The sequence below is a fragment of the Streptomyces cylindrosporus genome (assembly GCF_022698165.1).
In the GTDB taxonomy this organism is placed as follows: domain Bacteria; phylum Actinomycetota; class Actinomycetes; order Streptomycetales; family Streptomycetaceae; genus Streptomyces; species Streptomyces cylindrosporus.
In genome coordinates this window covers 90717-116206 of the sequence record NZ_JALDAY010000011.1, presented here as the reverse complement: position 1 = coordinate 116206, position 25490 = coordinate 90717, and the positions used below count along the sequence as shown (strand labels likewise).

The window sequence follows — 25490 nt, the reverse complement described above, 5'->3', positions numbered from 1 at the left end:
AATTCAATAAACTCCTCTTCCTCCAGGTGAAACCCGTGTGATTAGGTGAGCCGCGCCACTAGGGGAGTGGCATGTGGGGCGGGGCCTGTGGGGCCCGGAGAGGGCAACCGATGCGCTCGGTTCGCATGCGGATTCTCGCGACGCTGCTCGTACTGGCAGGCGTGGGAGTCGGCGGCTGGCAGCTGCTGCCGTCACAGGAGGACAAGGGAAAGGCGATCTCGGTCGGCACCACGGACGCCGTCACGGCGCTCGATCCGGCCGGCGCCTACGACGCGGGTTCCTGGGCGCTGTTCAGCAACGTCTTCCAGTCGCTGCTGACCTTCGAGCCGGGCGGCGCCGCGCCGGTACCGGACGCGGCCGAGAGCTGCGGATTCGTCGGCGGCGACCTGGAGACGTACCGCTGCACGCTGCGCAAGGGGCTCACGTTCCCCAGCGGCCGCACGATGACCGCCGAGGACGTCAAGTACTCCTTCGACCGCGTCAAGAAGATCAAGTCCGACGTCGGCCCGTCCTCCCTGCTGTCCACGCTCAAGTCGGTGGACGCGGACGGCATGACCGTCACCTTCCACCTGTCCTCGCCGGACGCCACCTTCCCGTTCAAGGTGGCCACCGGGGCGGGCGCGATCGTCGACAAGGACAAGTACCCGCGCAACGGCCTGCGCACCGACCAGGGCGTCGACGGCACCGGCCCGTACACGCTGACGTCGTACAAGAAGAACAAGAAGGCCGTCCTCAGCCCGAACGAGAACTACAAGGGCGCGCTCTCCGGCACCGGCCGGCCCATCGACCTGCTCTACTACACCGACGCGGACGCCCTGAACAAGGCGTGGGACGACAAGCAGATCGACGTCGCCACCCGCCAGCTGCCGCCCAAGGTGCTGTCCGCGCTGTCACCGAGCGACCCGAACCAGCGCGTCTCCGAGTCGGACAGCTCCGAGACCCGCAACCTCTACCTCAACACCCGCGCGAGCTCACCCCTGCACGACGTCCGCGTCCGGCAGGCCATGGCCTGGCTGATCAACCGCGAGGAGCTCGCCGCGACGGTCTACGAGGGCACCGTGGACCCGCTGTACTCGCTGATCCCGACGGGCATCACCGGCCACACCACGTCGTTCTTCGACGCCTACCCCAAGCAGGACGTCACGAAGGCGAAGGCCCTGCTCACCGAGGCCGGCGTGAGCGTGCCGGTCAGCTTCACGTACGGCTACGCCAAGAACCGCGGTTCCTCCCAGGAGGAGGCCGAGGCACTCAAGAAGCAGCTGGAGGCGGGCGGCCTGTTCAAGGTCACGCTCAAGGGTTACGAGTGGACCGACTTCCAGGAGCACTGGGCGACCGGCAAGCTCGACGCGTACGCCGTCGGCTGGGTCGCCGACTACCCCGACCCGGACACCTTCGGCGCCCCGCTCATCGGCACCGACGGCACCATGAACACCGGCTACAGCAACAAGGTCGTCGACCAGCTGATCCGGAACAGCCAGCAGTACGCCGACCGCGGCGACGCCACGTCCGACTTCACCACGGTCCAGCAGGACGTCGCCCGGGACGTGCCGGTGATCCCGCTGTGGCAGGGCAAGGAGTACGTCCTCAGCAGCGAGGACGTCGGCGGCAGCCAGTATCTGGACGACGGGACCGGCGTGTTCCGGTTGTGGAGTCTGGACTGGATCTGACGTGGTCTCGCGGCTTTGGTATTCGCCCGAGTGACGCCGGGCATCCACCCGACGCAGGACGATGTGACGGAGGTGTGCGTGGGGTGAGGAGCAAACGTGCTGAGACGCAACTCCTTCCGGCTGCCCCGGCATCCGGCTTCCGTCGGTCTCGCCAGGCGCAGGGTGCGGGACCATCTGGCCGACTGGGGTCACGGGCCTGACGACCCCGCCCTGCAGGACGCGGTCCTGCTGGTGTCCGAGCTCGCCACCAACGTCGTACGCCACGGTCCGCTCCTGGAGCGGGAGTTCGAGGTCGCGGTGACCGCGCTCGCCGACGGCTCCTGTCTCATCGAGGTCTCGGACGAGGGCCAACTGGTGCCCCGGCTGCGGGTGGTCGAGGAGTGGGAGGAGACCGGCCGGGGCCTGCACCTGGTGGAGGGCATCGCGGCGGCCTGGGGCGTGTGGACCAGGGGTCGCCACGGAAAGACGGTGTGGGCGCTGGTCATGGCCAACACCTGAACAACGCAGCGGGAGTTACGGCGCCACTACAGCTGTCGTGGTGGGGTCGCCGGCGTCACTGCAGCTGTCGTCACGGGGCTGCCGCCGTCACTACAGCTGTCGTGAGAAGGCAATCGGCGGCACTACAGCCGTCGTGAGAGGGCTCTCGGCGGCACTACAGCCGTCGTAACGGAAGTCATGCCCGTACGGCCGCCGTCCGCGCCGGCAAGGTGACCGTCACCGCCAGCCCCTCGCCCGGTGCCGTGCGGACCGCCACCTCGCCGCCGTGGGCCTGTACGACGCCCTGCACGATCGCCAGGCCGAGTCCGCTGCCCGCGCCCCCGCCCGCCCGGAAGAACCGGTCGAAGACCCGCGCCGCGTCCTCCTCGCACAGCCCCGGACCCTCGTCCGCGACACACAGCCGTACGATCCCGTCCTCCCGCTCCACGCCGAGCCGCACCGGCGCCTCTGCGGGGGTGTGCGTGCGGACGTTGCCCACCAGGTTGCCCAGCACTTGTCTGAGCCCCGACTCGTCCGCGTGCACCAGCAAGGAACCGTCGGCGGTGACCTCGATGGGCCGGTCCGGCTGCTGCACCCGAAGATCCTCGGCGGCGTCCCGCACCAGACGGCTCACGTCGACGTTCTTGAAGCGCAGTTCGGGCTGCTGGTCGAGGCGGGCCAGGGTGAGCAGCTCGTCCACCAGGCGCCCCATGCGGTCGGTTTCGGCCAGCACCCGCTCCCAGGCCCGCTTGCGCTCGTCGGGGTCGGAGAGCATCCCCTTGTCGTAGAGCTGGAGATAGCCGCGTATCGCGGACAGCGGGGTGCGCAGCTCGTGCGAGGCGTCCGCGACGAAGCGGCGCAGCTGGGCGGCGCTGTGCTCGCGCGTGCGGTAGGCCGACTCGACCTGGTGGAGCATCGAGTTGAGGGCGACGCGCAGCTGCTCGACCTCCTGGGTGGGGTGGGTGCTGGAGGGCACACGCCGGGCCAGGTCGCCCTCGGCGATCGCCGACGAGGTCTCCACCATGTCCTCCAGCGGCCGCATCCGGCGGCTGACGCTGAACAGGGTCAGACAGGCGAGCAGCGCCAGCAGCGTGCCGCCGACGGCGAAGTCCAGCTTGAGCGCCTTGGCCATGCCCGTGTGCAGGGCCTCGGTGGAGGTGGCCATCAGGACGTACGTGCCGTCGGCGAGATGGACGGCGGTGACCCGGTACGAGGTGCCGTGCACCTTCACGTCGTGCGGATCGGCGTCCTTGGCGAGCGCCGCGGCGTCGCCGACCGCGTGGGCCAGTCCGCGCTGCGCCTCGGTGGGCTGGACGCCCAGGATGCCGACGGCGGCGCCCTTGCCGTTGACGGCCGCGTAGATCGAGTCCGGGGTCGAGCGTTCCTTCTCGGTGTCGTCCGGGACCAGCCGGTCGTGGACGAAGGTCAGCGCGCCGAGTGAGTCGATCTGCCGGATGGTGAGCTGCGAACCGCCCAGGGAGTCGCGCATCTTGGTGAGCTGGGAGTCGATCTGGTCGATCAGGTAGTACCGCATGCCCATGAGGCTGATGGCGGTGGTCGCGACGATGCCGAGGGCGAGCAGCGCCACGTTCGTCAGGGTCAGCTTGGCGCGCAGCGAGTGCATCCCGTGGTGGCAGCGCAGCCGCTCCTTGAGGCTCATGCGAGCCCGTATCCGACACCACGCCGCGTGGTGATCACCGGCGGCCCCAGGGCGTCCAGCTTGCGCCGCAGATAGCTGATGTAGGTCTCGACGACCGTCGACTCGGGCGGGGTGTGCTCGTACTGCCAGACATGGCGCAGGAGCTGTTCCTTGGGCACGATCCGGCCGCCGTTGCGCACCAGGAAGCGCAGCAGCGCGTACTCGGTGGGGGTGAGCTCGACGCTGCGGCCCGCGCGGTGGACGCTGTACGTCGTCTCGTCCAGCTCCAGGTCGCCGTAGCGCAGGGGCGGGCGCTGCGGCAGGACGTCCGACGCGCGCGTGCGGCGCAGCACCGCGGTGATGCGGGCGACGACCTCGTCGATGTTGAACGGCTTGGTGATGTAGTCGTCGCCGAAGCCGAGGGCGCCGACGACTTCGGCCGGCGAGTCGCGCGCGGTGAGGAAGACGATTGCCAGGTCGGGCCGCTCGGCGCGCAGTTGCCGGCCCAGCGCGCGCCCGTCGCCGTCCGGCAGCATGACGTCGAGCAGCGCCGCGTCGGGCCGGGTGCGCTCGGCGAGCGCGCGGGCCTCGCGGACGCTGCCCGCGACCATCACCTCGAAGTGGTGGAAGCGCAGGGCGATGGCGAGGACGTCCGCGATGCTCGGCTCGTCCTCCACCACCAGCACGGTGCCTGGAGCCGTCGTCATGCCCCCAGTATCGGGCGGGCCACTGACAGCCGGGCCGGATCGGTCTTTGGAGTTCCTTGAGAGTCATGGCCGAGTCGTGTCCACGCGCGCGTGCCGCCCCCAATTCTGTTGCCCAGGACCTGGGGGACCAACCGACGACCGACTAAGGAGCGTTGATCGTGGCGGCATTGGCACGGTGGTGCTATCGGCACCGGCTGGTGGTCCTGTTGTTGTGGGTGGGGGCACTGTTCGGCCTGGGCTTCTCGGCCTCTTCGGCGGGGACGAACTACGCGAACGTCTTCTCCCTCCCCGACACGGACTCCAAGAGCGCGTACGACCTGATGGAGAAGGCCTTCCCGAACACGTCCGGTGACACGGACACCGTGGTCTGGAAGGTCGACCAGGGCTCGGTGAAGGACGCCGCCGTCCAGGACCGCGTCCGGCCGGCCCTCGACAAGATCGCGAAGCTGCCCGGCGTCGGCGCGGTCACCAGCCCCTACGCCGGCGCCCAGGGGGCCACGCAGATCAGCAAGGACGGCAGGATCGCGTACGCCCAGCTCACCTTCACCAAGCGGGCGAACGAGATCCCCAAGGAGCAGGTCCAGAAGGTCCTCGACACCGCCCAGGCGGCCGAACGCAGCGGCCTCCAGGTCGAGCTGGGCGGCCAGGCCATCCAGCGCGTCCAGGAGCCCCCGCAGGGCCTCTCCGAGATGGTCGGCATCATCGCGGCGGCCGTCGTGCTGTTCCTGGCCTTCGGCTCGTTCTTCGCGATGATGCTGCCGATCGCCATCGCCGTCTTCGGCGTGGGCATGGGCCTGTTCTCGACCCAGTTGCTCAGCCACTCCACCGACATCCCCGACATCGCCCCGCTGCTCGCCTCCCTGATCGGCCTCGGCGTCGGCATCGACTACGCCCTGTTCATCGTCACCCGGCACCGGCGAGGCATCGAGCGCGGCCTGGACCCCGAGGAGTCCGCGGTCACCGCCCTCAACACCTCCGGACGCGCGGTGCTGTTCGCGGGTGGCACGGTCTGCATCGCCCTGGCCGGCATGCTCGTGACGCGACTGCGCTTCCTGGACGGCGTCGTCGTCGGCACCTCCCTCACGGTCGTCCTCAGCGTCCTCGCCGCAACGACCCTGCTGCCCGCGCTGCTCGGCTTCCTGGGCCCGCGCGTGCTCAGCCGCCGCCAGCGCCGCAAGCTGGCCGCGGAGGGCCCCGCGCCGGAGAAGGCGAGCGGTCTGGCCGCCCGCTGGTCGGTCAACGTCGAGAAGCGCCCCCGCCGGATCGCCGCGCTCGCCCTGGTCGTCATGGCCGTCCTGGCCATCCCCGTGCTGTCGCTGCGCCTCGGCGCCACCGACCAGGGCAACGACCAGGCGTCCACGACCACCAGGAAGGCGTACGACCTCCTTGCCGACGGCTTCGGACCGGGCTTCAACGGCCCGCTCCAGGTGGTCACCGTCGGCGGCGACACGACCGCCCTCGTCAAGGGCATCGAGTCGACCTCCGGGGTCGCCCGGGTCGCCGCGCTGCCGCCCGCGAAGGGCGTCACGGTGATCCAGGTCGTGCCGACGACGTCACCGCAGTCCAAGGCGACGGACGACCTCATCGACACCCTGCGCGACAAGGTGATCCCGGAAGCCGGCGCGCAGGCCCACGTCGGCGGTGTGACGGCCGTGTCGAAGGACTTCGCGTCCGTCACGGGCGACCGGCTGCCCCTGTTCATCGCGACGATCATCGGCCTCGGCTTCCTGCTCCTGCTGGTCGCCTTCCGCTCCCTGGTCGTGCCGCTGACGGCCGCCCTGATGAACCTGATCGCCGCGGCGGCCTCCTTCGGCGTCCTGGTCGCGATCTTCCAGTGGGGCTGGGGCCTGGACCTCCTCGGCCTCGGCAAGGAGGGCCCGATCAACGCGTTCCTGCCGGTCATCATGCTGTCCCTGCTCTTCGGCCTCTCGATGGACTACCAGGTCTTCCTGGTGAGCCGGATGCACGAGGAGTGGGTGCACACGCGCGACAACGCGCGCGCGGTGCGCGTGGGCCTCGCCGAGACCAGCCGGGTCATCAACTCCGCGGCCCTCATCATGGTCTGCGTCTTCCTCGCCTTCGTCCTCAGCGGCGACTCGGGCGCGGCGATGGCGGGCGTGGGCCTGGCGGCCGCGGTGGCGCTCGACGCCTTCATCCTCCGTACGGCACTGGTGCCCGCCGCGATGCACCTGCTCGGCAACTCCAACTGGTGGCTGCCGTCCTGGCTGGAGAAGCGGCTGCCGCACCTCGCGGTCGAGCCCAGGGAGGACGCCGTCGAGGCGTTGGCCACGGACGGCCCTGCCTCGGTGGTCCACGGCTTCATCCGCACGGCCGACGGCGAGCCCGTGGACGGCGCCTCGGTGACCCTGCTGTCGAAGGGCGGCCGCCAGCTGGACCGGGTCGAGTCGCTCGCCGACGGCTCCTACATCGTCTCGGTGCCGGCGCCGGGGACGTACCTGCTGGCGACGACGGCGACGTCGTACGGCTCTCGCGCGGCCCATGTGGAGGTCGCGGACGGCCCGTTGGTGTACGACGTCGAGCTCGCCGAGGGTGAGGTGGACGCGGTGAACTGACCGCGTCAGGACTTGCCGGGGGTGGGCAGCACCCTGGTCATCCCCGGCAGGAAGTCCGTGAACAGCTCGTGCACCTCACGCACCAGCGGCCGCAGCACCCGGAACCGCGCCAGCGACACCCCGCGCGCGGTCAGCTTGGCCCCGCGCTCGGCCAGCCGGTAGCTGCGCTCGCGGCCCTCCGTGCGGTCGAAGATCCAGTACAGGACCAGCCCCATCTGGGACAGCCACATCAACTCGGGCAGGACGTCCCGCAGTTCCTCCGGCACCTTGGTCTTCGTCGCGCCCGCCAGGACCTCGCGGTGCACGGAAATGGCCTCCACGCGCGCGTGCTCCGACTCGGGGGAGAAGGGGCTGAGCGGACTGTCCGGGTCCGCCGCGTTCTTGAAGAACTGCACCGCGAACTCGTGATACGGCTTCGCGATGTCCAGCCACGCCTTCAGGACGCCCGCGAGCCGCGCCTCCAGGTCGGTCTCCCGGTCCAGCACCTCCCGGACCGCCACCTGGTGCTCGGCGGCGATCCGGTCGTAGAAGCCCTGGATGAGGTGTTCCTTGCCGGCGAAGTAGTAGTACGCGTTGCCCACCGAGACCCCGGCCTCGGTGGCGATCGCCCGCATGGTCGTCCTGTCGTAGCCCCGCTCCTGGAAGAGCCGCATCGCGGTCTCCAGGATCAGCGCGCGGGTCTGCTCGGACTTGCTGGGCGCCCCGCCCCCCTCGGGCCCTTCACCGTGCGGGTGGTCGCTGTTCGGGCTGTCGTTCATCGCAGGCACGGACGAGAGCCTACGGGGTGACGCAGGTACCGTCGCCGCAGCCCGGTGCGCTGTACGTCCAGCCCACCGCGGGGTCGTAAGACCACCCGTCCACCGCGTGGTACCCCGTCCCGCCCCACTGCCGCTGCCCCCGCTGCGAGCCCCGCCACTTGGCCGCCGCCAGCGCCGCGCCCTTGGCGAACGGCATCCCCGAAGGCGTGCTCAGCCGGTGCGCCAGCGGCCGGTGCTCGCGCAGCGCCCACAGGGTGACGATCCACGCTGCCGTCCCCCGGTAGACCTGACCGGAATCGCCTACGACGGTGATGTCGTCGAGAGTGGCCCGGTGGTCGAGGCCCGGGAAGCGCTGCCGGGCCCGCTCCGAGTCGGCGGGGACGAGTTCCAGGGGCACCAGTTGCGGCTGCCGGGTCAGCCAGTCGCGCAGGAAGGTGCACAGCGAGCAGTCCGCGTCGTACAGGACCGTGAGCCGGCGGACCGGGACGCGCCTGGCGTCCCGGCCCTGGAGTGTCGTCACGGCGCTCACGCCCCGACCGACGGAGCGACCCAGTCCTGCGGCCCGACCGGCGGCACCTGTTCGCGCTCCATGACGCTACGGCGCCGGATCCTGTTGAGCACGTACACGTTCCCCAGGTGCATGACACCGAGCACCAGCAGCACCACGCCGAGCTTGGTCGACAGGGCCTCGAAGATTCCCCGGGTGTCCTCGATGGTCTCGTCGCCGCTCAGGTAGAGGGCGACGAAGCCGAGGTTGACGAGGTAGAAGCCGACCACCAGGAGGTGGTTGACGGCGTCGGCGAGCTTCTCGTTCCCCTGCAGTACGTCGGCGAGGAAGATCCGCCCATTGCGGCTGAGCGTGCGGGCCACCCAGATGGTCAGCGCGATGCTGACCAGCAGGTAGATGACGTAGGCGATGACCGTGCGGTCCATGCCCCACCCCTTCTTGAACGCGTTCAAAACGCTGACAGGAAGGACTGTAGACCTCTTTTTGAACGCGTTCAAGCTGGATGGGATGGGGTCTGCGTCACGGAACGCGCCATGGCCGGGCCGCAGTTCGCCTCACGGCCGGCGGCCGAGCTCCGGCCGCTTCGAGTAGTCCGTGAACCCGATGACGTTCCCCCATGGATCGGCGACCTCGACGGTCCAGCCCGTGGCCACGGAGAAGGGCTCGTCGAGGGGTGGGATCCCGGCCGCGGCGAGGCTGCGGGCCGCCGTCCGCGCGTCCGCCACCTCGATCCACAGCCGCGGGGACGGCCACGGCGGCGGCCGGTGACCCAGCGCCTCCTCCTGCCGCAGCAGGATCCCGGGCGTCTCGCCCCCGACCTTCAGCAGCGCGATCCCGGCCTCGTCGAACCGGAACCCCACCGCGAACCCGGCGCGCTCGTAGAAATCGACGGCCGTGCCGAGGTCCCCGACGGGAAGCAGCACGTTGTCGAAGCCGAGCAGTTCGTACGACTGGTCATCTGACATACCGTCAGAATAGGTGTCGGATCGTCCGGAGCCGGTGATTGTCAGTGGCGGCCTCTACTGTCGTCGGCATGGGATTCGTGACGTTCGTCGACGAGACGACTGCGGGGGAGCGGGGCGCCGGCTGGGAGCTGGAGGTCGCCGAGGAGCGGCTCACCGTGGGTGAGTTGATCCGGCGCCGGGTGTTCCAGGAGGTCGCCGAGTACAACGCGCGTACGCCGGAGGTGTTCCAGGGCCTGGTGCAGCCGCGCGACGCGGAGCGCGTGCTGAACGGGTACGCGCTGCGCACGCCCCGCCGCATAGACCCCGAGGCGCAGACGGAGCTGGCGCTGCAGGCGTTCGCGGGGAACGGCTTCCTGGTGCTGGTCGGCGACCGCCAGGTCACCGAGGTGGACGAGGAGGTCGAGCTGCCGCTCGGCACCGAGGTGACGTTCCTGAAGCTCGTACCGCTGGTGGGTGGCTGATGATCACATCTCCTGCCGAGTACTCGCGGCTGGTCCGGGACGTACGCGCCCTCGTCGCGGCCGGGGACGCCGACGGCCTCGTCCCCCTACTGCTCGCACACGCCGAGATGGTCGGCAACCACTGGGGCTCGCAGCACCGCAAGGTGATCGACGCGGTGCGCGACGCGGACGGCCCCTTCCAGCAGCGCCTGGTGCACGCGCTGGCCGCCCGCTTCCACGAGCTGGAGCCGGGTACGCCCGCTCGGCGCAGCGTCGTGGCCCTGCTCGGCAGTCTGCAGCTGCCGGAGCCGCACGGCGACGATCAGCCCCTGGACACGCGCGCGGTGCTGATCCGCCTGGCCGGCGAACAGGACGTGCACTACAGCGTCGGGGAGCTGATCCGGCTGGCCGAGCTCGAACTGGCCGACGGCCATGAGCTGCCCGGGGAGTTCGTGGCCGTGGTCCGACGCACGCATCTGGCCCTGTGGAACGGCAAGGCGCAGCTGGGCCCGCTGGTCGCGCGGCTCGGCCGGCCCGTCGTGAACCCCGGGGAGGCCTGGGCGGACCGCGCCCTGGCCGACGCCGCCGACCTCGCCCCGGGCTGGGAGCGGCTGCTCGCGCACGCGGCCACCGCCAACTCCGCCCGCCCCTCGACCAAGTGGGAGCAGACCGCGACGGCGCTGATCGAGGGGCTCGGTGCCGAGGCGGTGCGTGAGCGGGTGACGGCGTGGCTGCGGCTGGTGGGCAGACCTCGTACGCACCCCCTCCTCGACCGAGGTTGGGGAGCCGACCCGAACGCGACCCTCGACGCCTACAACGCCGATGCGCTGCGCGGTCTGACCTGGCTGCTCTCCTTCCTGCCCGGCCGGCCCGACTCCGACCGCGTGCTCGGGGCCCTGGTCGAGACCGCCCTGCGCAAGGTCCAGGGGATCGGACCGATGAACCCGAAGGTCGCCAACGCCTCGGTCAACGCCCTCGCCCGCATCGACGGCGAGACCTCGCTAGCCGAACTGGCCCGCCTGGCCACCCGCGTCACCTACAAGGGCACGCTCAAGGTGCTGAACACCGCACTGGACGCCCGCGCCACCGCCCTCGGCCTCAGCCGCGAGGAGATCGAGGAACTGGCGGTGCCCGCGTACGGCCTGACGGAGGTCGGGCGTGCGGAATTCGCCCTGGGTGAGACGACCGCCGTCCTCGAAGTGCACGGTACGAGAGCCCAGTTGAGCTGGCGCACCGCGGCGGGCAGGACGGTGAAGAGCGTCCCGGCGGCCGTCAAGCGCGACCACGCCGACGAGCTCAAGGAGCTGAAGGCCTCCGTCAAGGACATCGACAAGATGCTCTCGGCCCAGAGCGAGCGCCTGGACCGCCAGTTCCTGGCGCGCCGCACGTGGCCGTACGCGGCCTGGCGCAAGCGCTACCTGGACCATCCTCTGGTCGGCACCCTGGCCCGCCGCCTCCTGTGGACGGTGGACGGCCGGACGGTCGGCTACGCGGACGGCGAACTGCGCACCCTGACCGACGACGCGGTGACGGACGGCACCGAAGTCGGCCTCTGGCACCCGGTCGGCCACGACCCCGCAGAGACGGTCGCGTGGCGGGACTGGCTGGAGCGCCACCGCGTCACCCAGCCGTTCAAACAGGCCCACCGCGAGGTGTACCTCCTCACGGACGCCGAGCGGGCGACAGGCACGTACTCGAACCGCTTCGCGGCACACGTGCTGCGCCAGCACCAGTTCAACTCCCTGGCCGCGATCAGGGGTTGGCGCAACAGACTGCGCCTGATGGTCGACGACGAGGCACCGCCGGCCATGCGCGAGTTGCCGCAGTGGGGCCTGCGCGCCGAGTACTGGATCGAGGGCGAGGGCGAGAGCTACGGCAACGACACCACGGAGTCCGGCAGCTACCTCCGCCTGCGCACCGACCAGGTCCGCTTCTACCCGATCGACGCGCCGGAGAACTCGGCGCACTGCTGCGGCGGGGAGTACAGGATGTGGCTGCGGGACGGCGCCGATCCGGTGGACCCGCTGCCGTTGGCGGAGATCCCGCCCCTCGTCCTCTCCGAAGTCCTGCGCGACGTCGACCTGTTCGTCGGCGTGGCGAGCGTCGGCAACGACCCGACCTGGCAGGACGGCGGCCCCGGCGGCCGTTTCCAGGAGTACTGGACGTCGTACGGCTTCGGCGACCTCAACGCCACAGCCGAAACCCGCCGCGCCCTGCTGAACCGCCTCATACCCCGCCTCGCGATCGCCGACCGCTGCACGATCGAGGGCCGCTTCCTGCACGTGAAGGGCGAACGCCACACGTACAAAATCCACTTGGGCTCGGGCAACATCCTCATGACCCCGAACGACCAGTACCTGTGCATCGTCCCGAAGTCCAACCCCACTGCCCCACAGGCGGGTTACCTGCCGTACGAGGGGGACCGGATGCTGGGGGTGATCCTCAGCAAGGCGATCATGCTGGCGGACGACACGAGGATCACGGATCCGACGATCCTGAGCCAGCTGTGAGCGCTACATGTTGCTAAGCGACCGGGCGTAGTTGATCTGGCCCATGACGGCGGGGAAAGTGTGCGGGCCGAGCGCCGGGATCATCGTCGAGTGGTGCCGGCCCGCGCTGGTCACGGTGACCTGGATGAAGCCCGTGGTCTTCCGCTCCTTCATCAGGAGGAAGAACAGGCCGAGCAGACAGAAGATGAAGAACACGATCGCGAGCACGATGGCGACGGTCGGGATCTTCTCCTCGGTGTGCGACATGTCGGTGGCGTTCCACACCGCGCCGCGCAGGGGCAGGCTCCCGGCCGGCGTGATGATCTGGTCGCCCATCACCGTGATGTCCCCGATGGCCAGGACGGGGGCCCCGCCCATGGGGACTGGGGCCGCGGGCTGGTGGGGATAGCCGTACGCGGGCGTGGGATTGCCGTAGGCCGGCGCGGCGTTGGCGGGATATCCATAGCCGGGCGGCGGGGTGGAGGGCGGGACGGCCGGCTGCGCGGGAGGCGGCTGTCCGGGACCCCACTGCTTGTCGCCGCCCTGATAGGAGTTCGGCTCGGTCATACTCTCGTCCCCCGTCTTCCCCGCCATACCGGATCAGGCTGTTGAACCAGCGCATCATCCTGCCAGTTCTTCCCCGGAAGGCGTAATCAGTCACACCCACCCGCACGCCGTGTGCTCGACGCGATGTCGTCCACGCGGATGTCGTAGGAGGACGGGGTGGGGTCGTCCTGATAGAGCTGCCAGCCCAGCTTGAGCTTGTCGAAGGCGGAGAACACGAAGTCGGCCGCCGTGGTTCTTGGTGGAGACGGTGAGATCGGTCTGCTCCACGCCGTCGGAATGAACGCTGGCCCGGTTGTCGCTCGCGTCCAGTCGGAATTCGACGCGCTGCCACCGACCGGCGACGGCAGGCGCTGAGGTCTTCCAATTCGTCCAGTCACCAGTGGGCCGAGGTCCGAATCGACGCCCCAGTCGCGAAGGCAGTGGGGGTATGGCGAGCAGTGCCGCCGCCGCAGCGGAGAGCGTGGCGGTGGCTTCTCTCAGGAGGGCCGGCGGGTCCTTTGCGGTTGAAGTCACACAAGTGGCTTGAATCTCATGGGGGTTGGCCGGCGAACATGCAGTCCGTCTCCTGATCGCGAGGCGGATCCATGGCCCAGCCGCAGGGGAGACCGAGCCAACCTCCCTTCGCCCGACTCGACATCGCGCTCCATACTGAACAGCGCTCAGGGGCATATGGGGAAGGCGGGCTAGGTGCGACGGGTGCTCACGGTGCACATCGCGCCGCGCGCGCTGTTCGTCGCCGGGGTGCTCGCGCTGGTGCGGTCGGGGAGTTTTTCGGGGCGTAGTGACTGGGGAGCAGTGTGGCCTGCACGGTCGGTAGTGCTGGTGGGCCTGCTGGTGATGGTGATCGCCTGCGCTTCCCTGCTTGCTCTGCTGATGCATCCGTTCCAGGTGCGAGCCGTACGCGTTCTGGAGGGGTACTGGGATCGCTGGTCGTTTACGGCGAAGCTTGCGGGGATGTTGACCCGGAGGCAGCGGCGGCGATGGGAGGTCCTACGTCGGCAGGCCCACGGGACTGAGGAGGGCAGGGACTGGGATTTGCGGGTGCAGGCCGACGCCCGCCGTCGCCTCGCGGCATACCCCCCTGCGGATGCTCTCCTGCCCACCGCACTCGGAAACGCTCTGCGCGCAGGGGAGTTGAGTGCCGGAGAACGCTACGGTCTGACGACGCTGACCTCGTGGCCGCGGATCTACCTGCAGGTGTCCGACCGCATGGCAGAGGTGCTCAGCTCTGCCCGGGACGCTCTCGACACGGCGGTGAACCTCTGCTGGTCGTTCCTCGCGCTTACCGCCGTAGCCGCCTGCGCCCTGTGCGACGAACCAACAGGCTGGTGGCTGTGCCCTGTAACCCTGCTGTTGGCGGGCGTGGCGTACAAGGGCGCGGTGATAGCGGCACAGGCCTACTCGGGCCTCATGCACATCGTGTACGACCTGCACCGCTTCGATCTGCTGGATGCGCTTCACTATCAGTTGCCGGCGGATCGCACTGCCGAGGAGGAGGTCTTCTCCGACGTGTCGGACCTGTTCGTCGGGCTGCCCCTGGAAGGCCGCACGTACGACCACCCGAAGCGCAACGATGGCGGGAGCACATGAACGGCGTACGGGATTCCCTTCAGCAGTCGGGTCGGTCGCCCCGGGTTCGGGCATCGGCCACTTTCTGCAGTACTTCCCGCAATTGGTCGCCCAGCGGCCTGCCATCCGCGGGATTCGGGTACGAAGCGTGCACTACGGGCGGCAAATCCGCGAGAGGGCAGCCGATCTTGTGCCTGCTTCGGAAGGCGGCGTTGTGCTTAGCCAGAAACGCGTCGATGGCGGTCGGGCCACAGTCGACCGAGCGTTCCCATTCCCGCAGCCAATGCCCGCGGCGGCTCACGATGCCCAGGTTTGCGGGGCAGCCGTCGATGAGACAGACGGTCGGACTCTGCTGATAACCGGGGAGTACCACTGCGTGCATGGTCATGATGAGCCTCCTTGGCTGACTCCTGGACGCTTGCGCTGGGCTCGGATGTTGACCTGGCGCCTGAGTTTCCGCTGCCAGTAGATCTCTCCGAAGGTGCAGGCCAGGACGATGCCTGCCGCCGACCACCGCCAGTACGGTTGGCTGCTGTCTCGGCCGGGGGCCAAAGCTGCGACGACGCCGAATCCGAGGAGCACGGTGCCCCAGTTGAAGAGGCGGTTTGCTTGGTTGTTGTACCTCTCCCACAGCTTGTAGTCGCCACTCTGGGCCTCGCGCAGTTCCTGCCACAGCAGATCGTTGTCGATGATCTCCGCACCGAACCAGTCGAGGACGTCCTGCTGTGAGTACAGGAACTTACGTGCGTGATAGGCCAGTTGAATGCTGTAGATGAGGGCCATGGCCGACAGGACGAGGACGAGGAGCGTCGGTCCAGGGAGGAGGAATACCTTGTCCTTTGCCGCCGCCACCACTCCGGCGAGGCCGAGAGCGGCTGCGGCTAGCAACGGAGCGGCGACGAACTGAGCCTCCTTGGCTCCCTGCCCGTATCCCAACGGGGTCGGCTGCTGCCAGCCGAATGTCAGATCGTCTGGAGGCGTTCCCACATTCCCCCGCCTTCTCGAACACCTTCTGACCGTCTGGGTATTCGAGAGGAGTGTGACGGCGGGATGTGCCCCCTGACAGGAGCACAAACCGGCCAAAACACCAGAGGGCCCTGTTTCCGAAGTGACGGAAACAGGGCCCTGAGGCAGGGGCGAGAAGGTCAGAAGCGGCGCGTGATCAGTGCCCTCTTCACTTCCTGGATCGCCTTCGTCACCTCGATGCCGCGCGGGCACGCGTCCGTGCAGTTGAAGGTCGTGCGGCAGCGCCACACGCCGTCGCGGTCGTTCAGGATCTCCAGGCGCTGTTCGCCCGCCTCGTCACGGCTGTCGAAGATGAAGCGGTGGGCGTTCACGATCGCCGCCGGGCCGAAGTACTGGCCGTCGTTCCAGAAGACCGGGCACGACGACGTGCAGGCCGCGCAGAGGATGCACTTCGTCGTGTCGTCGAAGCGCTCGCGGTCCTCCGCCGACTGGAGGCGTTCGCGGGTCGGCTCGTTCGTGTCCTTCGTGATCAGGAAGGGCATCACGTCCCGGTACGCCTGGAAGAACGGGTCCATGTCCACGACCAGGTCCTTCAGGACCGTCAGGCCCTTGATGGGCTCGACCGTGATCGGCTTCTCCGGGTTGATGTCCTTGATCAACGTCTTGCACGCGAGACGGTTCTTGCCGTTGATCCTCATCGCGTCCGAGCCGCAGATGCCGTGGGCGCAGGAGCGGCGGAAGGTCAGCGTGCCGTCGACGTCCCACTTGATCTTGTGGAGGCCGTCGAGGACGCGCTCCTTCGGGTCGATCTCCAGCTGGAAGTCTTCCCACGTCGCCTCGGCCGAGACCTCCGGGTTGAAGCGGCGGACCCGGAACGTGACCGTGATGTAGGGGGACGCGGCGGACTCTGCCTCCACCTTGTCCAGAACAGGCGTTGCCATCAGTACTTACGCTCCATCGGCTGGTAGCGGGTCTGGACGACCGGCTTGTAATCGAGACGGATGGACTCGGCGCCGTCGTCGCCCACCTCGCGGTACGCCATGGTGTGGCGCATGAAGTTGACGTCGTCGCGGTTGGGGTAGTCCTCGCGGTAGTGACCGCCGCGGGACTCCTTGCGGGCCAGCGCCGACACCGCCATGACCTCGGCCAGGTCCAGCAGGTTGCCCAGCTCGATGGCCTCCAGCAGGTCCGTGTTGAACCGCTTGCCCTTGTCCTGGATCGCCACGTTCTTGTAGCGCTCGCGCAGCTCGGCGATCTTCTCGACGGCCGTCTTGATCGTCTGCTCGGTGCGGAACACCATGACGTTGGCGTCCATGGTCTCCTGCAGCTCACGGCGGAGGACCGACACCCGCTCGGTGCCCGTCGACGTACGCAGCTGCTCGATCTGAGCGACGACGAGGTCCGCGGGGTTCTCCGGCAGCTCGACGAAGTCCGCCTTCTGGCTGTACTCCGCCGCCGCGATGCCGGCCCGGCGGCCGAACACGTTGATGTCCAGCAGGGAGTTCGTGCCGAGGCGGTTCGCGCCGTGCACGGACACGCAGGCGACCTCGCCGGCCGCGTACAGGCCCGGGACGACCGTCGTGTTGTCCGCCAGGACCTCACCCTCGACGTTCGTCGGGATGCCGCCCATCGCGTAGTGCGCGGTGGGCTGGATCGGGATCGGGTCGGTGTACGGCTCGATACCGAGGTACGTACGCGCGAACTCGGTGATGTCCGGGAGCTTCGCGTCCAGCTGCTCCGGCGGGAGGTGCGTGAGGTCCAGGTAGACGTGGTCGCCCTCGGGGCCACAGCCCCGGCCCTCGCGGATCTCCGTGTAGATGGAGCGGGACACGACGTCACGGGACGCCAGGTCCTTCATCACCGGCGCGTACTTCTCCATGAAGCGCTCGCCGTCCTTGTTGCGCAGGATGCCGCCCTCACCGCGGGCGCCCTCCGTCAGCAGGATGCCCATGCGCCAGATGCCGGTCGGGTGGAACTGGAAGAACTCCATGTCCTCCAGCGGCAGGCCCCGGCGGTAGACCGCCGCCTGACCGTCACCCGTCAGCGTGTGCGCGTTCGACGTCACCTTGAAGAACTTGCCGCAGCCGCCGGAGGCGTAGATGACCGCCTTCGCCTGGAAGACGTGGATCTCGCCGGTGGCGAGTTCGTACGCGACCACGCCCGCCGACCGCTTCACACCATCCACCTCGGTGATCAGCTGGTCCAGGACGTAGAACTCGTTGAAGAACTCCACGCCCTCCTTCACGCAGTTCTGGTACAGCGTCTGGAGGATCATGTGGCCGGTGCGGTCCGCGGCGTAGCAGGACCGGCGGACCGGGGCCTCACCGTGGTTACGGCTGTGACCGCCGAAGCGGCGCTGGTCGATGGTCCCGTTCGGCGTGCGGTTGAACGGCAGGCCCATCTTCTCCAGGTCGAGGACCGAGTCGATGGCCTCCTTCGCCAGGATCTCGGCGGCGTCCTGGTCGACCAGGTAGTCACCGCCCTTGACCGTGTCGAAGGTGTGCCACTCCCAGTTGTCCTCCTCCACGTTGGCCAGCGCGGCGGCCATGCCGCCCTGCGCGGCGCCCGTGTGGGAGCGGGTGGGGTACAGCTTGGTCAGGACCGCGGTGCGGCTGCGCTTCGTGGACTCGATGGCCGCGCGCATGCCCGCGCCACCGGCGCCGACGATGACGGTGTCGTACTTGTGGATCTTCATCAGGAGTACCTCAGCCCCGTGCCTAGCGGATGTTCGGGTCGAAGGTGAAGATCACCAGCGTGCCCAGCAGGATGGTGAACACCGTGGCGGTGTAGAGCAGGCCCTTCAGCCACAGGCGGGTGTTCGCGCGCTCCGCGTAGTCGTTGATGACCGTGCGCAGGCCGTTGGCGCCGTGCAGCATCGCGAGCCACAGCATCAGCAGGTCCCAGACCTGCCAGAAGGGGCTCGCCCAGCGGCCGGCCACGAAGGCGAAGCCGATCTTCGACACGCCGCCGTCCAGCACGAGCTGGATCAGCAGGTGGCCGAGGACCAGGACGACCAGCACGATGCCGGACAGGCGCATGAACAGCCAGCCGTACATCTCGAAGTTGCCCCGGGTGGACTTCGGGGTCTTCTTGGTGCGCTTGCGCGGGGCCTCGATGAAGGGGGCCGGGTTGTCGACGTTGTAGAGCGACTCGCCCTCGACGGGACCGATCCCGGACGCCTTGGATTCAGTGGTGGCCATCGGTGTCAGCTCCCGAACAGTTCACGAGCGGCGTGCCCGAGGACGGGGTAGATCGCCCCGAGCATGAGCACGACCCAGATGCCTACGACGGACCAGAGCATCTGCTTCTGGTAGCGCGGGCCCTTCGACCAGAAGTCGACGGCGATGACGCGCAGGCCGTTGAGCGCGTGGAAGAGGATGGCGGCGACGAGGCCGTACTCCAGCAGTCCCACGATCGGGGTCTTGTACGTGGCTACGACCTTGTCGTAGTCCTCGGGGGAGACACGGACGAGAGCGGTGTCCAGCACGTGAACGAACAGGAAGAAGAAGATGAGGACGCCGGTGACTCGGTGAGCCACCCAGGACCACATTCCTTCCCGGCCGCGGTACAGCGTTCCAGCCGGCACGGAAGTCCCTCCGGGAGCGGGGATTGGGGCCGCGCCGGCTTTGCCTGTCGGTCGGGCCCGGCCGGGTACGGTCCACCGGCCCCCAGCATCCTAACGACGGTTGCCTGCGGCGCTTACGCGGGGCCTACCGGTGTGATCAAAGTGGCACGCGGATGGGTTAGAAAAAGCGGCTTCTGGGGTGGTGTGACCTGTTAATTGCCGGGTGCGGCACCGTGGGGGTTGATCGCGCAGTTCCCCGCGCCCCTGAGCAGATCCCCGAGCCGCTCCTTTGCCAGGCGCCGGAGTTCCTCTGCCGCCACCACCCGTTCCTCCTCCGGATCGTTGGCCAAACGAGACCGGATACCTTCCAGTACGTGGTCCAGGGCCTCCTCCGCCGGCAGGCCCTCCAGGCAGATCACGAAGGCGTGGCCGAACTTCGCCTCGTATGCGGCATGTGCGGCACTCATGGCGGTATGGGCGGCCGAGTACGTTCCGTCCGGCAGGGTGGGGAGGGTCTCCGCGACCAGCGCTTCCGCCAGGTCGCCCGGGGACAGGTCGTACGCCGCCTCGTCCGAGGCCGCCAGGAGGGAGTCGACGTCGGGATACGGGCGGTGCGCCGCGATCCGGTCCGCCCAGCGCAGGCTGCGGAGGCAGTCCAGCAGTAGTTTGCGGGCGTCGGCCGATGGCGCGGAGTTGAACGCGCCCAGGACGCTGGGCAGGGACGGTATGGCCACTCGGCCAGGCAGGTGTGTGGGTGTCACGTGGGTTTCGGCAGAGTAGGCAGAGTGGGCAGGGGAAGCTGTGAAGGGTGTTGCGTCACGTTATCGGTCGTGGGCGTGACGTGTCCGACGGATGCCCGAATTTCACCCGGAGGGGAGAGTTTCGGAACGTGTGGTGGACGCATCCGGCCCTCCGAGGGTCTTAGGTTGGCGTGGTGAGCCAGCACAGGCGCCGGCGACCGGCGCGGAACATGAGGACGCGGGTGGTGATCGGCACGGCCTTCGCCGTGACGGTCGGCGCCGGGGTGGGCTTCGGACTGTGGGCCTCCGGCGACGACAGCAGCCCGGCGGGGTCGGCCCAGCGGCAGGAACGGCCCACCGACGCCAAGTCGGCCTCCTCGCCCGGCGCCGCGCGCAGCGCGAGTCCCTCGCCGAGCCCGTCCCGGTCGTACCCCCTCTCGCAGGCACCCAGGACCATCCCCGCCGTGCGCTCGCACACCGCTGCGCGCGGGCCCGGCTGGCGTCCGGCGCGCGCCGAGCGCGTGGTCGTGAACGACGCGGAACTCGCCGACGAGGGCCGCCTGATCGCCTCCGAGCTGGGACTGACGTACGCCGGTGAGAAGGACGACGTGCGCGCCGGGGACGTGCGGCTGGCGCTGAACGACGACGAGGGCGCGGACCCGGAGTCGTACAGCATGACCGTCCGCGGCGGGCGGGTCAGTATCAGCGGGCCGGGGGAAGCGGGGGTGTTCTACGGCACCCGGACGTTGAAGCAGGAGGTCCACGGCGGTGGTACGGCGCCGGAGGGTGTCGTGCGGGACGAACCCGCCAAGCCGGTGCGCGGGTTCATGCTCGACATCGCGCGCAAGCACTACACGGCGAAGTGGATCGAGGACCGGGTCCGGGAGCTCGGCGATCTGAAGTTCAACGAGCTGGGGCTGCACTTCTCCGACGACCAGGGCTTCCGGATCGAGTCGGACAGCCACCCCGAGGTCGTCTCCCAGCCGCATCTGACGAAGGCCGAGGTCAAGCGGATCGTCGCGCTCGCCGAGAGCCGGCACATCACCGTCGTGCCCGAGATCGACTCGCCCGGGCATCTCGGCGCGGTCATCGCCGCTCACCCCGATCTCCAGCTCCGCAACGCGCAGGGGGTGGCGACGAGAGGGGCGGTGGACATCTCCAAGCCGGCCGCCGCCCAGATCGTCGACGACCTGCTCAACGAATACGCCGGTCTCTTTCCCGGTGACCAGTGGAATCTCGGCGGGGACGAGTACCAGGCGCTGACGGTGTCCAGCCCGGCGACCTCCTATCCCCAGCTCTCCGCCGCCGCGAAGAGCAGGTACGGCTCCGGCGCGACCGTCGCCGATCTGACCACCGGCTGGCTCAACGACCGTGCCGACACCGTCCGGCAGCACGACCGGACCATGCGCGTGTGGAACGACGGGTTCTTCAGGGGTACGTCCGTGCAGCCGGCCAAGGACCTGCGGGTGGGGTACTGGACCGGCAAGGAGATCGGGGCGCGGCAGCCGGTGGAGTACCTGAGCGCCGGGCGGAAGGTCGTCAACTACAACGACGAGTTCCTCTACTACGTGCTCGGGCAGCCCAACAACTTCGTCTACCCGACCGGGCAGCGCATCTACGAGCAGTGGACGCCGCTCGTCGTGCGCGGCACGCAGGCGGTGCCGTCGAGGTACGACGGCCAGATCCTCGGCGGGACCTTCGCCGTGTGGTGCGATCTCGCGAACGCGCAGACGCAGGACCAGGTCGCCGCCGGGATCCGGATGCCGCTGCGGGCGACCGTGCAGAAGCTGTGGGATCCGGGGCGGCCACGGACGACGTGGGCCCAGTTCAAGGCGCTGGCCGACAAACTCGGCTGACTTCGGGCGTCCGACGCCGGGACTTCTTGTCCGTACTGCTGCGAACTGCCGTACGGCTGTGGTGTATTCGGCGCGAGCCGAAGCCGAGACAGCCGTGGGGGAACGGGACATGGGCTACTGGGGGTACTACGTCGTGGGCCGCAGCGAGCGGCCGCTCACCGAACTGGACGCGCTGGCCGGCGCCAAGGGCATGGAGTTACGGGCCGAGGCGCCCGGCGGCTGGCAGGTGTGGGAGTACCCGAGCGGGGACGGCGAGGTCGGGAACATGAACGTCCTCGCCGCGCAGAGCGGGGCACCCGCGCTCTTCGGGTACGTCATGGACAGCGCCTCGGTGGTCGTGGAGGCGGCGGCGCCGGAGAGCGGCGCGTGGACCACCTGTCTGGCGCGGGCCGCGATGGCCGGGTACCTGAACGCCGGCAACGAGGGGCTCACGCTCGAGGACTACTTCCTGGAGCCGCGCGACGCGGCCGACCGGGCCGTCGCCTGGGCCGCGGAGGCGGGGCACGAGGTGGACGCCGGGCCGCTGGTCGACGTACTGACCGCCGACCCCGACCCGTTGGCCGAAAACCTCTTCTTCCGGCTGCTCGACCGGCTGGGTGTGGTGCCGCTGTGACACTCCCGGGCCGTCGCACGCAGTAAGGGGAAGTGCGGGTTCCGTCATGAACGGCCATGGACGGCCATGGACGACGCCCGTCGCGCCTTGTGGACGCGCCGCAGAAGGAGAGCCGGATGAGTCTGGTGGAACTGATCGCTCAGGCCGACGAGCGTGGGCTGGCCGCCAGCGGGTTGGCTTGTTTGGATCGGTGCGTGCCGCTGCTGGGGGCCGACGACGAGGTGCTGCGGCCGTTGTGGGGGTGCCTCGCGGACGACGGTGACGCCGGGGAGTGGGGCGGGCGGCTGGAGCAGGTGCGCGGGAAGCTTGCCGGGCCGGAGGAGTACGCGGAGTCCCTTGAGGACGAGGCCGCGGTGCTGGCGCGGCGGATGCTGGCGGCTGCGCCGGTGGAGTGGGACGCGGGTGTGGTGCGCGTGTGGGCCGACGGGTGTTCCGTCGCCGCGTTGCAGATACATCGGCTGCTTGATCCGCTGGACGACGAAGGGGCCTCTGTGGATGCGCGGAGGGAAGGGCGTACGGAGGGGATCTCGCCGTTGGTGGCGGCGGAGTTGCGGCGGCAGGTGACGGTGCTGGAGGTTCTGGCCGGGCATGGTGCGGGTGGCTTGCGCCGGGCGATGGAGGTTTCGACCGAGGGACGGCGGGTGTTGCGGGCCGTTGTGTCGCGGCGGGCTCGTCGTGGCTGGTCGCGCAGTTCCCCGCGCCCCTGAAGCCCCTGCAGTTACCCAAGTACTCAGCCGAGCACCCACTTCACCACCGCGTCTCCGTACTCCGCCGTCTGGGCGTAGAACGCCGTCAGGTCTCGGTGGGTCGAGGCGAAGACGCTTCTTGCCTCCTGCTCCGATTCCGTGCCGCCGTAGCGCGGGAGCAGTTCGGCCCTTGCCAGGTTCCACAGGGACTCGAAGTCGGCTGTCGTGAGGAATGCGGCCACCCTGGCCGTCTGTGCCGCCGTCAGCATCAGGAACGGCGGGGCTTCCTTGTCGGGGTGGGGTATCGGGTGGCCGCCCAGGACCACCTGGGTTCGTGGGCCCTCGTCCGGATCCGCGCCGGTGTAGAGGACGTCGTGGTCGGCATAACGGCGGTCCAGGAACTCCTCGCGGTGGCGGTCCACTCGTTCGCGCACCGCGTTCCAGTCGTCCTCGAACAGCCGTTGCATCCAGTTCGCGCTGTTGCGCAGGGCCGAGGGCGGCACCGCGCGGAGGTGGAAGTACACGTTCATCAGTGAGAGGAGCGCACGGAAGGGGCGAAGCGTCACTCCCGGGCGAAAGCCCCATGTGAGAGGGGACTGTGGCCGTCGTGGGGCGGAGGTGCGGCGGTCCTGCACCGGTCCGGGGAAGCCCCCGGAATCCACGTGACGAATCGCTTCCCCCGAGCGCTTTCCGGGGTGTGACAGCGCAGCATGTGACGACAGGGCGGCCCTCGGCCGCGGCCAGGCCCGCGCGCTGGGCGGCCGACGCGGTGGCGACGATGCGCGAGGGGGCGCGGCTGCGCCTCGACTACTCGGCGCAGAGTCTGTGGCGGGTGGACCGGGTGATCGAGGACATACGGCGGGAAGGCGCGCCGTACGCCGCGGTGGAGAGCGTGCTGCGGGGGCTCGGCGCCTACGCCGGTGAGGTCGTCGTCCGGCACACCGGTGGCGAGTGGTGGGCCAGCGGCGGCGAGTACTGGGTGCGGACGCCGGACGGGCGGCTGTGGGACCCCCTCGACGAGGCCCGGCGCTGCTTCTTCGACGACGGTTCGCTGCGGCTGCTGTGCCGGGACGCGACCGGCGGCCCGCGGGGATCCGCGTAGGCAAAATCGGCGTAATAAGAAACGCTGGCGTTCCCAAACGGTGGATCCTGGAGGGAGCATGGAGTCGACCTCGGGACGGTACGACTCGGCTCGACTCGGGAGGCCTCCATGGCCGAAAGCCGCCGCTGGTGGGCGCTGGTTGTCATCTCGCTCGCCCAGTTGATGGTCGTGCTCGACATGACCATCGTGAACATCGCGCTGCCCTCCGCGCAGGCCGACCTGAACATGTCGGACGGCAACCGGCAGTGGGTCATCACCGCGTACACCCTGGCCTTCGGCGGACTGCTGCTGCTCGGCGGCCGGATCGCCGACCTGGTCGGCCGCCGCAATACCTTCGTGATCGGCCTGCTCGGCTTCGCCGCCGCCTCCGCGCTCGGCGGGGCCGCCGCCAACTCCGGGATGCTGTTCGGGGCGCGGGCCCTGCAGGGCGTGTTCGCCGCGCTGCTCGCGCCGTCCGCGCTGTCGCTGCTGGCCACGACGTTCACCGACCCCAAGGACCGGAGCAAGGCCTTCGGCATCTTCGGCGCGATCATCGGCGCGGGCGCCGCGGTCGGCCTGCTCGCGGGCGGGATCCTCACGGAGTACCTCGACTGGCGCTGGTGCCTGTACGTCAACATCCCGATCGCGCTGGTCGCATTCTTCGGCGCGCTCGCGCTGCTGGAGGTCGGCGAACGCCATCCCGACGCCCGGCTCGACGTACCGGGCGCGCTGCTCGGCTCGGCCGGCATGCTGTCCATCGTCTACGGCTTCTCCGAGGCGGAGTCGCGCAGTTGGCACGACGGTCTGGTCGTGACGCTCCTGGTCGCCGGCGTCGTACTGCTCGGCCTCTTCGGACTGTGGCAGACCCGGGCGAAGGTGCCGCTGCTGCCGATGTCCGTGGTGAGGGACCGGCAGCGCGTCGGGGCCTTCCTGACCACGCTGTTCGTCACCATCGGCATGTTCGGCACCTTCCTCTTCCTGACCTACTACCTCCAGGGCGTCCTCGGCTGGTCGCCGCTGAAGACCGGCGTCGCCTACCTGCCGATGACGGTCGCGATGGTGATCGGCTCGACGCAGGTCGCCGCGCGGCTGCTGGGCAAGGTGCCGCCCCGGTTCCTGATCGTGCCGGGGCTGCTGGTGGCCGCGGGCGGGCTGGCGATCATCGCCCAGGTCGGCGTGGAACCGGCGTACGCCTCCCATGTCCTGCCCGGCATGATCATGCTGGGTCTCGGCATGAGCACGGCGATGATGACCTCGGTGTCGCTGGCCACCGGAAGCGTCGCGCCGCGTGACTCGGGCGCGGCCTCCGCGACCTTCAACACGGCCCAGCAGGTGGGCGGTTCGATCGGTACGGCGCTGCTGAACACGATCGCCGCGAGCGTGACCGCGCGCTATGTGACGGCCCACGCGGGCCCGGGCGTCGACCGGCGGCTGCTCGCGGCGAAGGCCACCGTGCACGGCTTCAACGTCGCCACCTACTGGGCACTGGCCGCGCTGCTGCTGGCCGCCGCGATCGCGGGCCTGGTCGTGAACGCGGACCGGGCGCCCACCCCGCAAGCCACGCAGGAGCGGACGCCCGAACCGGTCGACACGGCTACTTGATCACGGCTGTTCGATGGCTGCT

General features: G+C 69.4%; 26 protein-coding genes and 1 pseudogene. 11 read left to right on the top strand and 16 right to left on the bottom strand.

From position 1 onward, the window contains the following. Positions 1-110: 110 nt before the first annotated feature. The gene (locus tag MQP27_RS33495) at positions 111-1667 is read left to right on the top strand and encodes an ABC transporter substrate-binding protein (protein ID WP_242771865.1); all 1557 of its coding nucleotides are present in this window, start codon (positions 111-113) and stop codon (positions 1665-1667) included. Between the two features lie 96 nt (positions 1668-1763). Then, positions 1764-2165 (top strand): ATP-binding protein, encoded by a 402-nt coding sequence (locus tag MQP27_RS33490; protein ID WP_242771862.1) that lies wholly within the window; start codon positions 1764-1766, stop codon positions 2163-2165. A 175-nt stretch (positions 2166-2340) separates the two neighbouring features. Here MQP27_RS33490 and MQP27_RS33485 read toward each other — a convergent pair whose 3' ends face one another. Then, positions 2341-3804, bottom strand: a complete 1464-nt coding sequence (locus tag MQP27_RS33485) for a sensor histidine kinase (protein WP_242771859.1) — start codon at positions 3802-3804, stop codon at positions 2341-2343. After that, positions 3801-4490, bottom strand: coding sequence for a response regulator transcription factor (locus tag MQP27_RS33480; protein WP_242771856.1), 690 nt, complete (start codon positions 4488-4490; stop codon positions 3801-3803). The genes MQP27_RS33485 and MQP27_RS33480 overlap by 4 nt, the downstream gene beginning before the upstream one ends. 167 nt (positions 4491-4657) lie before the next feature. Here MQP27_RS33480 and MQP27_RS33475 point away from each other — a divergent pair, with 167 nt between their 5' ends. Next, positions 4658-7063 carry an MMPL family transporter gene (locus tag MQP27_RS33475; RefSeq protein WP_242772768.1) on the top strand — a complete coding sequence of 802 codons (2406 nt, stop codon included), beginning with the start codon at positions 4658-4660 and terminating at the stop codon, positions 7061-7063. A gap of 5 nt (positions 7064-7068) precedes the next feature. On the opposite strand, the gene MQP27_RS33470 is transcribed toward MQP27_RS33475, so the two are convergent. From MQP27_RS33470 to MQP27_RS33455, 4 genes are all read right to left on the bottom strand, one after another. Continuing rightward, positions 7069-7830, bottom strand: coding sequence for a TetR/AcrR family transcriptional regulator (locus MQP27_RS33470; protein WP_372511379.1), 762 nt, complete (start codon positions 7828-7830; stop codon positions 7069-7071). A gap of 10 nt (positions 7831-7840) precedes the next feature. Then, complete coding sequence (locus MQP27_RS33465; protein WP_242771853.1) at positions 7841-8341, bottom strand: thiol-disulfide oxidoreductase DCC family protein; 501 nt, start codon at positions 8339-8341, stop codon at positions 7841-7843. A gap of 5 nt (positions 8342-8346) precedes the next feature. Next, entirely contained in the window at positions 8347-8754 is a 408-nt protein-coding gene (locus MQP27_RS33460) for a hypothetical protein (protein WP_242771850.1), read from the bottom strand. Between the two features lie 129 nt (positions 8755-8883). Next, positions 8884-9294, bottom strand: a complete 411-nt coding sequence (locus MQP27_RS33455; RefSeq protein WP_242771847.1) for a VOC family protein — start codon at positions 9292-9294, stop codon at positions 8884-8886. Between the two features lie 68 nt (positions 9295-9362). Here MQP27_RS33455 and MQP27_RS33450 point away from each other — a divergent pair, with 68 nt between their 5' ends. After that, entirely contained in the window at positions 9363-9755 is a 393-nt protein-coding gene (locus tag MQP27_RS33450; RefSeq protein ID WP_242771844.1) for a hypothetical protein, read from the top strand. After that, on the top strand, positions 9755-12244 hold the full coding sequence (locus tag MQP27_RS33445; RefSeq protein ID WP_242771841.1) for a DUF4132 domain-containing protein: 2490 nt from the start codon (positions 9755-9757) through the stop codon (positions 12242-12244). Before MQP27_RS33450 ends, MQP27_RS33445 begins: the two co-directional genes overlap by 1 nt. Before the next feature lie 3 nt (positions 12245-12247). Here the strand turns inward: MQP27_RS33445 and MQP27_RS33440 are convergent, their stop codons facing one another. Together MQP27_RS33440 and MQP27_RS33435 are read right to left on the bottom strand one after the other, a co-directional pair. Next, positions 12248-12790 (bottom strand): hypothetical protein, encoded by a 543-nt coding sequence (locus MQP27_RS33440; protein WP_242771839.1) that lies wholly within the window; start codon positions 12788-12790, stop codon positions 12248-12250. A gap of 86 nt (positions 12791-12876) precedes the next feature. After that, a pseudogene (locus MQP27_RS33435) lies at positions 12877-13197 on the bottom strand (hypothetical protein); the annotation flags it as partial. A 289-nt stretch (positions 13198-13486) separates the two neighbouring features. Between MQP27_RS33435 and MQP27_RS33430 the strand changes: the two are divergent. Beyond that, positions 13487-14380 (top strand): hypothetical protein, encoded by an 894-nt coding sequence (locus MQP27_RS33430; RefSeq protein WP_242771825.1) that lies wholly within the window; start codon positions 13487-13489, stop codon positions 14378-14380. 19 nt (positions 14381-14399) lie between these two features. On the opposite strand, the gene MQP27_RS33425 is transcribed toward MQP27_RS33430, so the two are convergent. The 7 genes from MQP27_RS33425 to MQP27_RS33395 form a co-directional block, all read right to left on the bottom strand. Next, positions 14400-14747 carry a hypothetical protein gene (locus MQP27_RS33425; protein WP_242771822.1) on the bottom strand — a complete coding sequence of 116 codons (348 nt, stop codon included), beginning with the start codon at positions 14745-14747 and terminating at the stop codon, positions 14400-14402. Further along, positions 14744-15346, bottom strand: coding sequence for a hypothetical protein (locus tag MQP27_RS33420; protein WP_242771819.1), 603 nt, complete (start codon positions 15344-15346; stop codon positions 14744-14746). Before MQP27_RS33420 ends, MQP27_RS33425 begins: the two co-directional genes overlap by 4 nt. Positions 15347-15504: 158 nt before the next feature. Continuing rightward, positions 15505-16266 (bottom strand): succinate dehydrogenase iron-sulfur subunit, encoded by a 762-nt coding sequence (locus tag MQP27_RS33415; RefSeq protein ID WP_242771816.1) that lies wholly within the window; start codon positions 16264-16266, stop codon positions 15505-15507. Next, complete coding sequence (gene sdhA / locus MQP27_RS33410) at positions 16266-18020, bottom strand: succinate dehydrogenase flavoprotein subunit (protein ID WP_242771813.1); 1755 nt, start codon at positions 18018-18020, stop codon at positions 16266-16268. Before sdhA ends, MQP27_RS33415 begins: the two co-directional genes overlap by 1 nt. 22 nt (positions 18021-18042) lie before the next feature. Then, a complete protein-coding gene (locus tag MQP27_RS33405; RefSeq protein WP_242771794.1) occupies positions 18043-18525 on the bottom strand; it encodes a succinate dehydrogenase hydrophobic membrane anchor subunit in 483 nt (160 codons plus the stop codon). A 5-nt stretch (positions 18526-18530) separates the two neighbouring features. After that, entirely contained in the window at positions 18531-18911 is a 381-nt protein-coding gene (sdhC, locus tag MQP27_RS33400) for a succinate dehydrogenase, cytochrome b556 subunit (protein WP_308290031.1), read from the bottom strand. 191 nt (positions 18912-19102) lie between these two features. Further along, entirely contained in the window at positions 19103-19651 is a 549-nt protein-coding gene (locus MQP27_RS33395; RefSeq protein ID WP_242771791.1) for a 2-oxo-4-hydroxy-4-carboxy-5-ureidoimidazoline decarboxylase, read from the bottom strand. A 209-nt stretch (positions 19652-19860) separates the two neighbouring features. Here MQP27_RS33395 and MQP27_RS33390 point away from each other — a divergent pair, with 209 nt between their 5' ends. From MQP27_RS33390 to MQP27_RS33380, 3 genes are all read left to right on the top strand, one after another. Further along, entirely contained in the window at positions 19861-21486 is a 1626-nt protein-coding gene (locus MQP27_RS33390; RefSeq protein WP_242771775.1) for a beta-N-acetylhexosaminidase, read from the top strand. Positions 21487-21595: 109 nt separating this feature from the next. Beyond that, positions 21596-22099: a hypothetical protein gene (locus MQP27_RS33385; RefSeq protein ID WP_242771744.1), complete on the top strand. Its 504-nt coding sequence runs from the start codon at positions 21596-21598 to the stop codon at positions 22097-22099. 116 nt (positions 22100-22215) lie between these two features. Continuing rightward, positions 22216-22806, top strand: a complete 591-nt coding sequence (locus tag MQP27_RS33380; RefSeq protein ID WP_242771741.1) for a hypothetical protein — start codon at positions 22216-22218, stop codon at positions 22804-22806. Between the two features lie 23 nt (positions 22807-22829). On the opposite strand, the gene MQP27_RS33375 is transcribed toward MQP27_RS33380, so the two are convergent. Then, positions 22830-23315, bottom strand: coding sequence for a DUF1877 family protein (locus MQP27_RS33375; protein WP_242771724.1), 486 nt, complete (start codon positions 23313-23315; stop codon positions 22830-22832). Positions 23316-23482: 167 nt separating this feature from the next. Between MQP27_RS33375 and MQP27_RS33370 the strand changes: the two genes are divergently transcribed. Both MQP27_RS33370 and MQP27_RS33365 read left to right on the top strand, forming a co-directional pair. Next, positions 23483-23887 carry a hypothetical protein gene (locus MQP27_RS33370; RefSeq protein WP_242771721.1) on the top strand — a complete coding sequence of 135 codons (405 nt, stop codon included), beginning with the start codon at positions 23483-23485 and terminating at the stop codon, positions 23885-23887. A 108-nt stretch (positions 23888-23995) separates the two neighbouring features. Further along, positions 23996-25468 (top strand): MFS transporter, encoded by a 1473-nt coding sequence (locus MQP27_RS33365; protein WP_242771718.1) that lies wholly within the window; start codon positions 23996-23998, stop codon positions 25466-25468. The last annotated feature ends 22 nt before the right edge of the window (positions 25469-25490 follow it).